Origin of the sequence: Streptomyces sp. NPDC090083 (assembly GCF_044747445.1) — a bacterium.
Classification (GTDB): Bacteria; Actinomycetota; Actinomycetes; order Streptomycetales; family Streptomycetaceae; genus Streptomyces.
This window is the reverse complement of the sequence record NZ_JBIVED010000005.1, coordinates 104,737-119,050: the sequence shown is the minus strand read 5'-3', so window position 1 is coordinate 119,050 and position 14,314 is coordinate 104,737. Positions and strand designations below refer to the sequence as shown.

Annotated in this window: 16 protein-coding genes and 1 pseudogene; 8 read left to right on the top strand and 9 right to left on the bottom strand. The window is 66.8% G+C overall.

The window, feature by feature from the left end; translation table 11 throughout:
- Nucleotides 1–52 precede the first annotated feature (52 nt).
- The gene (locus ACIPTO_RS19980; RefSeq protein WP_401193928.1) at nucleotides 53–361 is read right to left on the bottom strand and encodes a hypothetical protein; all 309 of its coding nucleotides are present in this window, start codon (nucleotides 359–361) and stop codon (nucleotides 53–55) included.
- A 684-nt stretch (nucleotides 362–1,045) separates the two neighbouring features.
- On the opposite strand from ACIPTO_RS19980, the gene ACIPTO_RS19975 reads away from it, so the two are divergent.
- Nucleotides 1,046–1,555 carry a hypothetical protein gene (locus ACIPTO_RS19975; RefSeq protein WP_401193925.1) on the top strand — a complete coding sequence of 170 codons (510 nt, stop codon included), beginning with the start codon at nucleotides 1,046–1,048 and terminating at the stop codon, nucleotides 1,553–1,555.
- Nucleotides 1,556–1,599: 44 nt separating this feature from the next.
- Here the strand turns inward: ACIPTO_RS19975 and ACIPTO_RS19970 are convergent, their stop codons facing one another.
- Both ACIPTO_RS19970 and ACIPTO_RS19965 read right to left on the bottom strand, forming a co-directional pair.
- Nucleotides 1,600–1,851: a hypothetical protein gene (locus ACIPTO_RS19970; protein ID WP_401193923.1), complete on the bottom strand. Its 252-nt coding sequence runs from the start codon at nucleotides 1,849–1,851 to the stop codon at nucleotides 1,600–1,602.
- Nucleotides 1,852–2,071: 220 nt separating this feature from the next.
- The gene (locus tag ACIPTO_RS19965) at nucleotides 2,072–3,289 is read right to left on the bottom strand and encodes an MFS transporter (RefSeq protein WP_401193921.1); all 1,218 of its coding nucleotides are present in this window, start codon (nucleotides 3,287–3,289) and stop codon (nucleotides 2,072–2,074) included.
- A 102-nt stretch (nucleotides 3,290–3,391) separates the two neighbouring features.
- Between ACIPTO_RS19965 and ACIPTO_RS19960 the strand changes: the two genes are divergently transcribed.
- From ACIPTO_RS19960 to ACIPTO_RS19945, 4 genes are all read left to right on the top strand, one after another.
- Entirely contained in the window at nucleotides 3,392–3,958 is a 567-nt protein-coding gene (locus ACIPTO_RS19960; RefSeq protein ID WP_401193918.1) for a TetR/AcrR family transcriptional regulator, read from the top strand.
- A gap of 409 nt (nucleotides 3,959–4,367) precedes the next feature.
- Entirely contained in the window at nucleotides 4,368–4,631 is a 264-nt protein-coding gene (locus ACIPTO_RS19955) for a hypothetical protein (RefSeq protein ID WP_401193916.1), read from the top strand.
- Nucleotides 4,628–4,993, top strand: a complete 366-nt coding sequence (locus tag ACIPTO_RS19950; protein WP_401193913.1) for a hypothetical protein — start codon at nucleotides 4,628–4,630, stop codon at nucleotides 4,991–4,993. The genes ACIPTO_RS19955 and ACIPTO_RS19950 overlap by 4 nt, the downstream gene beginning before the upstream one ends.
- Before the next feature lie 39 nt (nucleotides 4,994–5,032).
- Complete coding sequence (locus tag ACIPTO_RS19945; protein ID WP_401193910.1) at nucleotides 5,033–5,518, top strand: DUF6924 domain-containing protein; 486 nt, start codon at nucleotides 5,033–5,035, stop codon at nucleotides 5,516–5,518.
- A 165-nt stretch (nucleotides 5,519–5,683) separates the two neighbouring features.
- Here ACIPTO_RS19945 and ACIPTO_RS19940 read toward each other — a convergent pair.
- Together ACIPTO_RS19940 and ACIPTO_RS19935 are read right to left on the bottom strand one after the other, a co-directional pair.
- A pseudogene (locus tag ACIPTO_RS19940) lies at nucleotides 5,684–6,556 on the bottom strand (transposase); the annotation flags it as partial.
- 485 nt (nucleotides 6,557–7,041) lie between these two features.
- On the bottom strand, nucleotides 7,042–7,311 hold the full coding sequence (locus tag ACIPTO_RS19935; RefSeq protein ID WP_401193908.1) for a hypothetical protein: 270 nt from the start codon (nucleotides 7,309–7,311) through the stop codon (nucleotides 7,042–7,044).
- A gap of 29 nt (nucleotides 7,312–7,340) precedes the next feature.
- Here ACIPTO_RS19935 and ACIPTO_RS19930 point away from each other — a divergent pair, with 29 nt between their 5' ends.
- Nucleotides 7,341–7,499, top strand: a complete 159-nt coding sequence (locus tag ACIPTO_RS19930) for a hypothetical protein (protein ID WP_401193905.1) — start codon at nucleotides 7,341–7,343, stop codon at nucleotides 7,497–7,499.
- Nucleotides 7,500–7,835: 336 nt separating this feature from the next.
- On the opposite strand, the gene ACIPTO_RS19925 is transcribed toward ACIPTO_RS19930, so the two are convergent.
- Nucleotides 7,836–8,564, bottom strand: coding sequence for a TetR family transcriptional regulator (locus ACIPTO_RS19925; protein ID WP_401193902.1), 729 nt, complete (start codon nucleotides 8,562–8,564; stop codon nucleotides 7,836–7,838).
- 80 nt (nucleotides 8,565–8,644) lie between these two features.
- On the opposite strand from ACIPTO_RS19925, the gene ACIPTO_RS19920 reads away from it, so the two are divergent.
- Entirely contained in the window at nucleotides 8,645–9,814 is a 1,170-nt protein-coding gene (locus ACIPTO_RS19920; RefSeq protein ID WP_401193900.1) for an acyl-CoA dehydrogenase, read from the top strand.
- A complete protein-coding gene (locus ACIPTO_RS19915; RefSeq protein WP_366325932.1) occupies nucleotides 9,811–10,689 on the top strand; it encodes a 3-hydroxybutyryl-CoA dehydrogenase in 879 nt (292 codons plus the stop codon). Before ACIPTO_RS19920 ends, ACIPTO_RS19915 begins: the two co-directional genes overlap by 4 nt.
- A gap of 802 nt (nucleotides 10,690–11,491) precedes the next feature.
- Here ACIPTO_RS19915 and ACIPTO_RS19910 read toward each other — a convergent pair.
- The 3 genes from ACIPTO_RS19910 to ACIPTO_RS19900 all read right to left on the bottom strand — a co-directional run bounded on the left by ACIPTO_RS19910 (nucleotide 11,492) and on the right by ACIPTO_RS19900 (nucleotide 14,238).
- Nucleotides 11,492–12,430, bottom strand: a complete 939-nt coding sequence (locus tag ACIPTO_RS19910; protein WP_401193898.1) for a LysR family transcriptional regulator — start codon at nucleotides 12,428–12,430, stop codon at nucleotides 11,492–11,494.
- Between the two features lie 4 nt (nucleotides 12,431–12,434).
- Entirely contained in the window at nucleotides 12,435–13,523 is a 1,089-nt protein-coding gene (locus ACIPTO_RS19905; protein ID WP_401193895.1) for a YeiH family protein, read from the bottom strand.
- A gap of 94 nt (nucleotides 13,524–13,617) precedes the next feature.
- Nucleotides 13,618–14,238, bottom strand: coding sequence for a TetR/AcrR family transcriptional regulator (locus ACIPTO_RS19900; RefSeq protein WP_401193892.1), 621 nt, complete (start codon nucleotides 14,236–14,238; stop codon nucleotides 13,618–13,620).
- Between the last annotated feature and the right edge of the window lie 76 nt (nucleotides 14,239–14,314).

Sequence of the window (14,314 nt, the reverse complement as noted above, 5' to 3'; positions counted from 1 at the left end):
TGACCATCTCCTCGTGTGTAAGGGGTGAAATATGATTGCGACAATTACGACGCTAAAGTCTGGAGCTCAAGGACTGCTGGACCGCTGCTTTAACACCGGTTGTCTGGACGGGTTGGTGCCGTGGATGGTGGGCGGCCGCGGGTGGCCGGACGGCGGTGCGGCCCGCGACCGTGCCCGCTCGGTCGACGCGGATCATGTCCGCCGCGACCGGCGCCCCGCGCGGCACGGCCGGTGCCGCATCGCGGGCAGCCGTCGCGACCAGGTCGTCGAGCCGTACCCCGGTGGCCGGGCACAACTGGATGGCGGCGAGCCCGGTGTTGGCCTCCGCGACCTTGGAGGCGAAGGCCGGGGAACGTGTCATCGCGCCGGCCGACTCGACAGTCGAACCGCGGTGCCGTCGACATCCATGACAGGCCTGACACCGGCGGCCAAGGCGGCCCTGGGGGAAGCGGACCGCGCCTGGGGCGGTGTCCCGGTCGGTCCGCGCGAGCGTCTTCATCCTGTGCTTGGCGGCGCGCTGCACGAGAGCCCGGGGGAGGGGCGCGCAGCAGCAGGTTATTGCGGACGTGCGGGCCGTCCAGGTACAGGATGGCGCAGGTCTCGTCGCCGCCCCTGAGGGCCGTGCTGCAACTGCCCCTCCCTGAGCAGGTCGAACGCTCCGTTGCTGCCGCGACGACCTCGGAGGCGCGGCTCGTTCTCGCCCTCGCGGCGGTCCACGCGGCCCGGGTGGCCCAGCACCGCGCACCTCCACCTGCTGATCGACAACCTGACCGCCAACACGAACAGCCGGGCCAGCAACCACGGGATCAATGCCCCGATGCGGGGACAGGACGCGACCCTGGAACGGCTCCGTGTTGACCGGCAGCTCGAAGAGGCCCTGACCCACGGGCCTGACCCACTGCATCTCGCTGAAGTCTTCGGACCGACGAGAAGACCGCGATGCGCTACCTGGACTCCGCAAGGGCCCTGCTGGAACAGGTCACTGAACAGCACCTTCGATGAAATCTGCTCGACCTGGACACACGGTGAAGGGAATCATGGACGAGTGACGTCGACCGAAGCAGCAGCAATCGCTCTCCAGGACCACGCCGCTCTTTGGAGCATGGGGGAAATCAGCGCGAGCGATGTGGTGAATGCCGCCTGTGATGCGCTCGTCGCCGGACTCGACACTCCCGGCCTTCGCATCCTCGCCGCCTGCACGCGTGCCGAGGCGGACTACGACGTCCACGACCTGCTTCCCGCCGCGCTCGACGAACTCAGCCTCGCCTTCCATCCGGTCGGCAGCGAGGCCAGTCAGGAAGCCGCCGCCCGAGCCCTCGCACGCCGCATGCTCGCTGGAGAGCTCACGCCTCGGGAGTTCACCTTCCGAATTCACCAGCGCCACGGACATGAGCTGCCCCTGACCGGGCGCCTCGCCGAGCTCGACGACGAGTACGACATCCTTGAATACGGCGAAAGAACTGTGGACCAGGTGGATGGCGAGGTCACCGCCGAAGCCCGCCGCCTCGTGGCTCACCCCACGGTTCCCGCCGAACCCGCGGATTCGCCCCGCTGATGCACACGAAGTGACCCGCAAGTTCCCGCTGAGATTGATCATGGTCAGGGCGTGAATGCGCTGCCCCCGGTTTCGTACTCGCGGCGGGCCTTGCGCTGCGCAGGGGCTGCGAGAGGGCCCTGGCCGCGTCGTACGTCCGTCCCCTGGTCGAGCGCGGCGCGCTCGGCGGCCTGCAACTCGGTACTGCGGAGGTAGTCGGCGATCTTGCCCAGCATGTCCAGGGTGACCGGCAGCTCCCGGACGTCATGGAGCCCATCCCCGGTCAGTTCCTCCAGCGGACTCGTACTGCGGCCCAATGAAGGATGCTGACTGCTCTGGCCAGAGGACGTCTTCTCCAATTCACTGCCCTGGCCGTCACGTTGGCGACACACGGAGCCTGCGAAGCCTGATTGTGCGGAGAGTAGAAGCCGGCCCCTTGGCCGGGCCGAGGGTGTCACGGTGTGCGCGCAGGTGAAGTCACGGACTCTGTACCTGGTATTTCGTCGTGGACCTACGGCATCCCTGCCTCACGAAGGATCAGGACGAGGCTGCCGACTCCGACGGGAGAGAGGTGGTCGTCCTGCGTGTGCCGAACGCGGGAGCGAGGAAGACCGCTACCGCGGTGAAGGCGAGGACGACGGTCATGGCGGTGCGCAGACTGTAGTGGTCGCCGAGAAAGCCGAGTCCGGGGGGACCGACCAGGAACGCGACGTAGCCGATCATCGCCACCAGACTGACCCGGGCGGCCGAGTCCGGGCCGGAATCACCGGCGGCGGAGAGCGCGACGGGGAATCCGAGCGCGGCTCCCATGCCCCACAGGAGGACCGCGGCTCCGGCGAGCGCGGCCGAGTCGGAGAAGACGACCACGGCGATGCCGAGGGTGGCGGACACAGCGCTGGCCCTGACGACGGCGGCACGGCCGAGGCGGTCGATGAGGAGGCTGCCACCGAACCGGCCGATCGTCATCGCGGCGGCGAAGACTGCGTAGACGGCGGAGCCCAGGGCCGGATCCATGCCGTGCCCGTCGACCATGAGCAGCGGAAGCCAGTCGTTGGCGGAACCTTCGGCGAGGGCCATGGCCAGGATGACACCGCCCATCAGCAGGAGGCTGCGGTCCTTCCACACCTTCGCCCGGGCCGGTGCCGCACCGGTTTCGTCGGACTCCGGTGCCTGGCCGGCGTCCTTGCCCACGCCGCTGGGAATGAAGCGGTAGGCGTAGGCGAACATGCCGGCGGTGACCAGGACGACGATGGCCAGGTGCCAGTGCACCGGGAACGACACGGCAGTGCACAGGATGCCGAGCGAGGCGCCGACGACGGTGCCCAGGCTGAAGAAGCCGTGCAGAGTGGGCAGTACGGTCTTCCCCGTGATTCGCTCGACGTCGGCACCGTCGACGTTGATGGCGACTTCGCCCGCTCCCGTCCCGGCACCGAAAAGGAACAGGCCGAGGGTGACGAGGGGCGCGGATGACACCGTCGAACCGGTACCGACGACCGCCATGCTCAGGATGATCAGCACGGTCCCCCCGCCCGCGACCGGGCGGGTCCCGAACCGGTTGACGAGCCTTCCGGAGCTGAGGATGCCGATCATGGAGCCGACGGACAGTCCGAACAGGACAAGTCCCATCTGGGCGGTCGACGCTCCCAGCCGGTCTCTGATATCAGGTGTCCGAGTCACCCATGAGGAGATCGACAGACCCGGTATGAGGAAGAAGACGAAGAGCGCCGCCCTGCGGCGACGGACGGCCAGGTTCATGAACGACGTACTCTCCCGAGCGAACGCGGTGGGGTGTCCGGCACCCCGGACTGTATATGTACAAACGTACGCGTCCGTGTCGGGCCAAGGAAGAGGATCACTGTGACGGGCAGCTCACGCGGTCCGAACGACCCGGGGCGCCGGGACCGCATCATCGACGCCGCGCTGGACGTGATCGCCGAGCACGGGGTCGCGGGCGCCACGCACCGGCGTATCGCCGAGGCGGCGTCCGTCTCTCTCGGCTCGATGACGTACTACTTCGACGGCATGCAGGAGTTGCTCATCGAGGCCTTCACCCGCCTCGCCGAATCCATGTCGGTCCGCTACCGCGCCCAGTTGGAGGCCGCCGAGACGACGGAACAAGCACGCCAGGCCGTCGTGGAGATCATCTGCGGAACCGATCGGGGCAGTCCTCGGGAACTCATTCTTTGTTACGAGTTGTACGCCTTCGCCTCGCGCGAACCGGCCGTCCTGAGCGTCACCCGATCCTGGATGAGGGCGAGCCGGACCTCGCTGAGCAAGCATTTCGCCCCCCGAACGGCCCGCGCCCTGGACGCACTTGTGGAAGGCCTGTCGATCCACAACTCAATGGACGACCACCCGATGACGCGGGAGGACGTGGCCGCGGTCGTCGAGGCGGTCAGCGCGGGTCTAGGACAACGCTCCTGAAGCGGTGGAGCCCAGAGACGAAACACGACGGGCAGCCGGGGCGGTTCACGTGGCAGCAGCTCGCCGGGCCTCGGCTCCGCGTCCAGGCAGCGATCGGTGCGATCGTCGTGGTGATGCGCACACAGCTCATCCAGTCGTTTGGATGGGCGAGTTGCGCAGCGACTGCCGCACAGCGTCGGCTGTCGCCCGGGTCATCAGGAGGACCGGCAGATCGCCGTATCCGTCAGCCAGGCCGGTAGCCGAGGAGGACGCGGCCTTGATGCGAGGGACATTCCGTACGACTCGTTCACGGCCTCTGGCGGAGTCGGTGTCCACACGATCATCCCCGTGAGCGCGGTGTGCCGGGAGCATACGGACCGACCTCGCCATTTGCTATGTGCTGGTACCAGCACATAGCTACAGTGGGGATATGGGAAAGCAGACGAACATCCGACTGGACGAAGAGGTCAAAGCAGCCGCCGAGGACCGGGCCAAGCGCCGAGGCCTGAGCTTGCAGGGGTACGTGGCCGATCTGATCGAGGCCGACCTGAACCAGTCCCGCGCAGCCTTCATGGCCGGCGCCTCGTCGTTCCTCGCCGCCTACGCGGACGTGTTCGATGCGGAAGTGGGTGAGGATCGGTACCCCAGCCTTCCCGACGCCCCGGCGGGGATGGCACCGAGGAACGCCGCGTGACCCTCCGCGTCGATCTCGCGTGGATCCTGGCAGTGGCGCAGCAGATTCCAGGAGATCCCCAGGTCATCGACTACGGCGTCCCGGTCGCGGCGGAAGCGCGTCACCGGGCGGAGATCCTTGACCAGGAGGTCTACCCCGAGCCTCATCACAAGGCTGCGGCGCTGCTGTGCGAGCTGGCGAGAAACCCGAGCCTGGAGATGCGGAATCTGCTGTACGCGGCCACCGTGACCGCGGCCTACCTGTCGGCCTGCGGGATGCCGATACGCCCTGGCCTGGACACCGTTCTCCCGCTGGCCCGTGCCGCAAGGGACGGGCTCCCGGTGCGGGATGTCGCCGTCCAGATCAAGACCTGGACGAGCTGATCTTCTCGTCGGGTGAAATAGTCAGGAGAATAGACCGATATGGTGGCATTCGCCCAACTGGTGAATCGCAACGAGTTCGCAGCTGTGATCATCAGGACCGACTTCAGCGATGAGGCGGCGTGGCGGCAGGTGGCGGAGGAGCTGGAAGAGTCTGCCCCCGACGACGATCCGGCAGAGTCCTACGACGTAGTTGATGCTCCTGAGCTGGCCGACGCCGATACGGACACGATCCTGGCAGCGGTCGCGGCTCACGAAGAGCTGTGGGAGCAGCTGAGCGTCGTGTTCGTCGCCGACAGCAAGACGATGCGCTTCGAGACCCGAACCCTGCTCACCGTGACGACCATGACCCGCGAAATCATGGGTGAGCAGGGCTACGAGGCGATGACGGAGTTCGGGCGTGAATTCCGTACCGTGCCGAGTGGTTTGCACTCGATTCATGCCAATCTGGAACTGGCCAACATGGACTTCGAGGATTTCTCGGCGAAAGCACACAAAGATCCCGAAGGAATATTCCGCTCTTTCTAGCCTGGCGGTTTCGTGACGGTCCGCCGACGGAGTCGGCGGACCGTTTTCGAGCCGTGGGCGGAGACTGTGCAGATCCAGGGCCCGAGTGTCGCCTCGCGGTGGCGCCGGGTTCCAATGCTCCGAGTGTTGAGCAGTTGTAGCAGAGACGGGAATCCGTTGCTCAGCCGGGTTCGGCAGGAGTGCGAGCCGTTCAAGAGCTGTGGTGATGTGGCTGCACCAGGCCAGTGCCGGGCCAGGCGGAGGATTCGCCGTCGATCGGCGGTCGCGAGCTGTCCGGCCGTGGTGAACAGGCGGAGCTGCAGTCGGGCGGGGCTCCCAGAGCCTGGCCGTGCCGGTCAGGGCGAGCATCGTCATCCAGGCCGGCAGGTCCGGTGCGATCTGCGCGATCTCCAGCCAGATCTGGTTCTGGGCGGTGCGGTGCAGTCGGAGATTCGGCAGGCCGACGGCCCGGGCATCCCGAATGCTGTCCTCGGCCCGGGCCCGCAGCCGGTGACGGAGCTGGAGCTCGGCGATCGGTTGGCCCGAGGTGTCCGTGGCGAAACAGGTCAGCCGCATGCCCTTGGGCCAGCCGTTGAGGACAAAGCCGGTGGGCTCAGCGACCCAGGCACCGTCACGGATCTCGCCGTCCGTCTCGACGGCGGGTCTACGGGCCGATACCGGAACCTTCAGTACGTGCTGGTGGATTGTGTCCGTGATCACCACGTCGACCGAGTAGGACGGCCACCGTCCTGGCTGGGCGAGCCGGGCGACGAGGTCGTGGGTGCTGCCCGCGAAGTCGGTGCGTATAAGAGTCTGGCGTCCGCGCGGCTACCTCTTCGGCAGTTGAGCCAGGGTCAGTTGGGTGGCGGTGAAGTGGTCGGCATCCGTGTTCGATCCCGTGTTGCCCGGCCTGAGCAGGGCCCCGACGGGCTCACCCGTGCCGCCCGGTTCCTTCCACGTCGGCGCGGTGTCCTCCGTGTCCGTGTGCGCGATCACCAGCACCCCGTCGCGATCGACGGTCACCGCCCTGCCTGCATCGGGCGCTTTCCCGTCGGCCAGGCCAGTTCGTTTGGATCACTTCCGTCGGCCGAGGTTGTCCTTGATGATGTCTGTGTGACTCACCGCATCAGCGCTTTGATCTCGGCCTTCGGTGTCCTTGCCGGCGTCATGCTGGTTGTTGCGTGCGTTCGTGAGTACCGCACTGGCGCGTCGGTCCTCTGGCTCGTGGCTGGAGCCGCCATCTTTCTCAGCGCTTTGTACACGCTCGTGCGGGACGTGCGGCGGCTCCGCACTGGGCTTACCGACTGACGGCGGTGTCGTTCCAGTCAGCTCCGCCGGTCGCTGTTCGTATACGAGAAGACCATGGCCCTCCACCTGGCCGGACTCCTCATCATGGGCACCATCCTCTGGTCAGCCAGGTGATCCAAACGGCGCCGCTTAGCTCTGAACGGTGAAGACTTCACCGGAACATGCCAGTTACCCAGCAGTCCCAGCCTCCGCAGACCCGTGACCAGGTGCCGCATGACCTCGACATAGGGAGCCAGCTAAGACAACGCCAGCCCCAGAACGAAATACACCACCAACCGCAGGAAGCAGCCGTCTCCACTGTTCTGCATACCCGCCGTTTGGTCCATGTTGAACAGCGAGCGCAGGGCGACGAGTTGGTCGTGGCGCTGGTGGCTCTGCAGGGTCGGCCAGCTCGCTGCCCCAGCCGCGAACAGCGTCCCGATCTCCGGCTCACTCGGCTGGATGCGGAACTGGGCATCGTTGACCCCAGGCGGCTGGTTCATCTCGTCGATCAGGCACTCGACCACCCCGGCCCGTCACCCTATGGATCTCGACCTTGCGCTGCAGTTCCAGGAACAAGAAGTACGTGCTCAACGCCTGCGGCCGGCCCCGCCGGATGCCGCTGGGCGAGTGCCGCAGCACGTTCCCGACGTACACGTCCGCGTCAGCGGGCTCCATGTCCCACAGCGGCCGGCCGAACCAGGAACTGATCTGATCCAGGTGACCGACGTCCCCGCGGATGGTGCCGTCCGCCAGCCCGGCCGAGGCCCGCGGGAGAACATCACGGGTCAGCAGAGCACACCAAGGAGGAAGACCCCCTGACGGACAGGTCCTGAGAACAGCGGGGCTCAGGGGGACTCACGGGATGTCGCACAATTCCTCCGCGATTGCCCCTTGGTGGGTGGTCGGACTCGCGCATTCCGCGACGCCGACGCGCCGGGGGAGTCCATGCCGGGCCAGCTGGTGGTTGATGCCTGCGATGCGGCGACCATTGGTCGATTCTGGAGGGCTTCCTGTCTCCGAGGGTACTGAGTTCCCTCCTCCCGTCATGTCAGTACCCTGTGGTGCTGCTCTGGATCCCTTCCAACTGCTGAACGATCTGCCACACGGGGGTATCGGTCCTGGCGACCACGATCATGGTTTCTGCCGTGTTGCCCCAGGTCCGGTGCACGAGGTCGAGGGCTTGGTGGACAACGATGTTCGCGTCGCTGCCGGCGCCGGAGCTCAGCCAGGCGCGAAGACCGTAGTTGTGTGCGGCCACTACGCTCGCGGCGACGGTGTACGCCCGGAGGTCGCCATCCTGGAGGGTGGCGAATCGGCGCCTCAAGTAGGAGGCGAGGGCTCGTTCGTAGCGCCTGACCACGGACGTCTCGTGCGCTTTGAGTGCCGCGACCTTGCGGGTCAGGGCGTAGCGTTTCACCGAGAATTCGGCGTTTTCCGCGTACATCCGCATCACCAGGCGGGCCGCTCCGCAGGCGCGTCCGACCGGGTCCGGGTCTTGGGCGCCCTCCTCCAGGTAGCCGACCATCTCGGCGAGGGCTCGCTCGTGGTCGGGGAAGACGACCTCTTCTTTGGTGGGGAAGTACCTGAAGAAGGAGCGGCGGCCCACGCCGGCGCGACGGACGATGTCGTCGATGGTCGTGCCGTCGTAGCCGTGCTCAGTGAAGAGTTCGAACGCTGCGGACACGAGGAGATCCCGGATGGGCGTCTTTTCGGGCTCTTCCCGGCCAGTGGGCTCGCTTGGGCTGTTGTGGATCGCGTCGTCTGACGGCTCTGTCATGGCATGAAAGTACAGGGTCGCCCCCAGCGTGGCACTCGGTGTGCATAATGAGGGTACTGAGTGCCATCCGGGGAGATCGTATGCCTGATTTCGACCTGTACCGCCCGTCGGAGGAGCACGGCATGCTCCGCGACGCGATCCGCTCACTGGCCGAGGCGAAGATCGCGCCGTACGCCGCCGCGGTGGACGAGGAGTCCCGCTTCCCGCAGGAGGCACTGGACGCCCTCGTCGCGAACGACCTGCACGCCGTCCACGTGCCCGAGGAGTACGGCGGCACGGGCGCGGACGCTCTGGCCACGGTGATCGTCATCGAGGAGGTGGCCCGCGCGTGCGCGTCCTCCTCCCTGATCCCCGCGGTGAACAAGCTGGGCTCGCTCCCGGTGATCCTCTCGGGTTCCGAGGACCTCAAGAAGCGGTACATGACCCCGCTCGCCAAGGGCGACGCGATGTTCTCGTACGCCCTCTCCGAGCCGGACGCGGGCTCGGACGCGGCCGGCATGAAGACGAAGGCGGTCCGCGACGGCGACCACTACGTCCTGAACGGCGTGAAGCGCTGGATCACCAACGCGGGCGTCTCCGAGTACTACACGGTGACGGCGGTGACGGACCCCGACAAGCGCAGCAAGGGCATCAGCGCCTTCGTCGTCGAGAAGTCCGACGAGGGCGTCTCCTTCGGCGCCCCGGAGAAGAAGCTCGGCATCAAGGGCTCCCCGACCCGCGAGGTCTACCTCGACAACGTCCGCATCCCCGCCGACCGCATGATCGGCGCCGAGGGCACCGGCTTCGCCACCGCGATGAAGACCCTGGACCACACCCGCATCACCATCGCGGCCCAGGCCCTCGGCATCGCCCAGGGCGCCCTCGACTACGCCAAGGGCTACGTCCAGGAGCGCAAGCAGTTCGGCAAGCCGATCGCCGACTTCCAGGGCATCCAGTTCATGCTCGCCGACATGGCCATGAAGATCGAGGCCGCCCGCGCCCTCACCTACCAGGCCGCCGGCGCCTCGGAGCGCGGCGACAGGAACCTCACCTTCCAGGGCGCGGCGGCGAAGTGCTTCGCCTCGGACGTCGCGATGGAGGTCACCGTCGACGCGGTCCAGCTCCTCGGCGGCTACGGCTACACCCGCGACTACCCGGTCGAGCGCATGATGCGCGACGCCAAGATCACCCAGATCTACGAGGGCACCAACCAGGTCCAGCGCATCGTCATGGCACGCAACCTGCTTGCAGCCAAGGAGGGAACCCGATGAGTTCACCTGCCGAGGGAATACGGAACGTCGGAGTCGTCGGCTGTGGGCTGATGGGCTCCGGGATCGCCGAAGTCTGTGCCCGCAATGGCCTGGACACGCTTGTGTACGAGGTCAATGAAACGGCGTTGGAGCTCGGCAGAACCAGAATTGACCAGTCGCTCAACCGGGCCGTGGATCGGGGGAAGCTGACGGCAGAGGGGCGCGATGCGGTGCTGGGAGCCCTGAAGTTCACCGTCGATCTGGCCGACTTCGCCGACCGGGATCTCGCTGTAGAAGCGGTGCCTGAGGACGAGGAACTGAAGACCGGCATCTTTGCCACCCTTGACCGTGTCATGATCCGACCGGATGCTCTGCTTGCCTCCAACACCTCATCCATCCCCATCATGAAACTCGCCGCGGCTACCTCCTGCCCGGGCCGGGTCATGGGTCTGCACTTCTTCAATCCCGTTCCCGTGCTGGACCTCGTTGAGCTGGTTCCGTCGCTGGTCACGAGCGACGACGCCTGGTCGAGGATGCGTCAGTTCGTCACCGACGTCCTGGGGCGGCATGTCATTGTGTCCCAAGACCGGGCAGGCTTCGTCGTCAACTCTCTTCTGATTCCGTACCTTCTCTCGGCGATCCGAATGTTCGAGTCCGGTTTTGCGGTCGCCAGGGACATCGACGAAGGCATGGTGCGTGGGTGCGCCCATCCGATGGGTCCGCTGGCCCTTGCCGATCACATCGGTCTGGACACGACGTTGGCCGTGGCGGAATCGCTGTACAACGAGTTCAAGGAGCCGCTGTACGCACCACCGCCCCTGCTTGCCCGCATGGTGGTGGCCGGTCACCTCGGACGAAAGGCCGGCCAGGGGTTCTATTCGTATGCCTCAGCATGACTCACGCTCCGGCTGGTCTGTCGATTCCACCGTCACTCCAAACATCTTGGCCGAGTACACAAGGCCCACGCCTGGAGCGACGAGGGTGACCTGATCCTCGACGCACATCCTGCGGCTCGGCGCTCCGATCGTCTTGAACCGAGGCAGACTCAACAACCGTCCGACAGTGGAGCACCTTCCTGCCCAAGAGGGCGTCTCAACTGGCCTGATCGCTGAGCTGACGGCCTTGATGGCGATGACGGGATGTCTGGTGCCGGCCCGGATGTGATTTGTGCTTGCCTGTGGTCCCGGCTGCGCCGGTTGGCCCGCAGTGCGGTGGCCGTCGACGCCACGGCGGTCGCGCTGTGCCGACGGCGATCCTGTTCGTAGCCGCAACCGACTGTACTGACGACAACTACCGCCCGTCTTCAGCCCGCTCGTGCCGCCTGCTCGCACCGTGGACCGCGTCGACGAAAGCCTGCCGAGCTCCAGGGCGACAAGGGATGCGACAACGACCATCTGCGCCGGTGGCTGCACTCGCGGAACAACACGCCACCTATCGCACACAGGGGCGTCGAATCCTTCCAGCGGCTGGGCCGTCATCGCTGGACCGTGGTGCGGACGGCCGCCTGGCTTGCCGGATCCATCACGCAAGTCCCCACGGCCCTTTCCCAGGGAGCTGTGCGATGCCTGATGAGGCCTCGTCCGGTCCGCGCTCGAACCCTGATGCCAAGCCCGCGACTGCACCGCGGGTGCCACCTGTCCCACCCAGTGGCTGCCTGATCGACGGCCGGCGACGGAGGTGACAGATCAGGCAGGCTCCTCAGCGAGGCGCTGTGCCTGGTGTGTCGCGCAGTTGGTGGGCCAGCTCGACGAGGTGCATGGCTGATTCCGAGGGCGCCGCGCCCAGCCAGACGGCGTTGAGCGCACGGACCGGCCTCAGACCTGGGACGTCGAGCCGGACGAGGCTGCCGTTCTGTATGTCGGTCGATGCCGCTCGCGCGCTGATGACGCCGATTCCCCCGCCGGCGCGCGCGGTGGCGAGAATGGTGGTCGTCGAACCGAGTTCAATTGCGTACGGGAGGTTGGGCGCGCCGATTTTCAAGGCGCTGGCCAGCGCTGCCACGAACGTGTCCCGTGTGCCCGACCCGTGCTCGCGCAGCAGTGTCGGCTGGGTGAGCAAGTCGGCGGGCCGTAGAGGGAACGAGCGGCGTGATGCCGGATAGGTCGGCGCCGCGACCAGGACCAGCTCGTCGGTGTCGACCTGACGGTGGGACAGGCCCTGGGGAACGGTCGGCATCTCGACGAAGCCGATGTCGGCCTGCCCACTGCGCACCCGATCGCAGACGTCGTGCGAGTTGGCGACGACGGCGGAGACCTCGAGATGAGGATGGTCACGGCGCAGGACGAGAAGCCAACGAGGCATGAGGTACTCGGCGTTGGTGAGGCTCGCTGCGACGCGCAGCCGTGCTCCTCTGCTGTGGCGCAGGGCCTCGACATTGGTCGCCAGTACCTGCGCCGGCCGGAGGACATCGCGAGCCCACGCGGCGAATGCCTCGCCCGCGGGTGTCAATGTCGTACCGGTGGTCGTGCGTGTCAGCAGGGCGAGGCCTGTCCGGCGCTCGAGTCGGTTCAGCCGGTTGCTTGCCGCTGGTTGGCTCACGCCGTGCTCGTGGGCGGCCTTTCCGACGCTGCCGAGCTCCGCGACGCTCAGCAGCAGGTCGAGTGACCCGAGGTCCGGAATCCATGAAGGCAGCGGCATGACCTCACCCGACCACGAGTTGGAGGAGAAGACTGGTCGCGGCCACCGTCGCCCAGAGGATCATGCCCAGAACGACGGGCCGAGGTCCGGTGCGCCGCAACTCCGTGATGTTCGTCGACAGCCCGATGCCCGCGAGGGCGGTCGTGATCAGGAACAGTGCTGTGTGGGACAGCGCTGCGTGCGTCGTGTGGGGCAGCAGGCCGACGGTGTTGGCTGCTGCGGTGAGGAGAAAGCCGACGAGGAACCACGGCACGAGCTGGAACGGGTTGACCTTCCCGCCCGCGGTCGCCGGTTCGGTCCTCGTCTCACGGCGACGCACCAAGGCGGCCAGCGCGAGGCAGATCGGAATGATCATCAGCGACCGTACGAGTTTGACGACGACGGCATGGTCGGCGGCCGCGTGCCCGTAGGACGATGCTGCCGCCACGACCGAACTGGTGTCGTTGACGGCCGTGCCCGCGAAGAGGCCGAAGTCCGACTGGCTCATGCCGAGCAGGTGGCCCAGTGGGGGAAAAACGAGCACCGCGGCGACGTTGAAGAGGAAGATCGTCGACACCGCGTAGGCGATGTCGTTGCTCTTGGCCTTGATGACCGGGCTGACGGCCGCGATCGCGGATGCACCACAGATGGCGGTACCGACGCCGATGAGCGTGCGCAGGTCGGCGCCGATCCTCAGCCAGCGCCCCACCAGATACGCAACGCCCAGGCACGCGGCGAGCGTGCCGAGCATGACGGGCAATGAACTGGCTCCAACCTGTGCGATTTCGGCGAGTGACAGCTGTGTGCCGAGCAGTACGACGGCGAACTGCAGTACAAAGCCCTTGGCTCGGGCCACTCCGGGAAGCAGTACGGGTCTGATGCCCAGACGGACACGCCACAGTGTGCCGATCAGGATGCCGATGACCGGAGCCCCGACGAGCGGGGCGACCGTTCCCACTCCAGTCGCAACGGCCGCTATGGCCGCGCAGGCCGCGAGCCCGGGGACCAGCCGCAAGGCTTTCGTGCCCGGTGCGGCAAGGTGCCGCGGATCCGTGGCCGGCGTCTGTCGTGCAGGGGGAGTCGGGCCGCCGGGCCGACGCTGTGTACTGGTCATGCGGCCAGTCTTTGTGCGAGGTCAGCCTCCTGGTAGCGGTCACTTGGTTGGCACGCTCATAACGCATGGTTATGCCCGAAGGGGCGGAGTCCGGTCAGAGCAAGGCCGTGGTGATCAGCAGGCGTCCCGTCGCCCTCGCGGCTTCGAACGAGTCCTCCCCGGGGCGCAGGGCGGCGGAGAGCAGGGCTCCGTCGTAGAGCACCATCAGCGATTCCGCCGTGCGTTCGGGAGTGGCCACTTTGCCTGTCAGGACCTGCTTGAGCAGTGTCTTGATGGCTGTCTTGTGTGTTCGTGCCCAGTGCGCCGCGGGCCCGTCCGCCGCCGGCATCTCCGCGACGGCGAGCGCGAAGGCGCAGCCTCGGAACGATCCCTGCTGGGAACGGCTCTCGCCGACGTCGAGCAGGGCGTCGAAGACAGCGGCCGGGTTGTCGCTGTCCGTGTGCTCGATCGCGGCGGTGACGGCGGCGAGGGTGTCGGTGTGGCGTCGCTGCAGATAGGCGGCGATCAGGTCGTCCTTGCCGCCGAAGTTGCCGTACAGCGTGCCCCGGGCGACGTTGGACTGTTCCAGGATGCGCTGGATGCCGGTCTGCTGGATTCCTTCGGCATAGAGCAACTCGTCGGCGGTGGCGAGGAGTCGCTCGAGTCCTGGCTTGCGCCGATGCTGTCGCTCGACGCCGGTCTGTGGCGCGCTCTCCGCCTCGCCGGTCTGCGTCATGGGGCCGAGGATAGCACCGACATTGACTTTAACTAGACCGGCTGTTCTAGTTAGGACCGCGCCTGTGCAGTCGCGC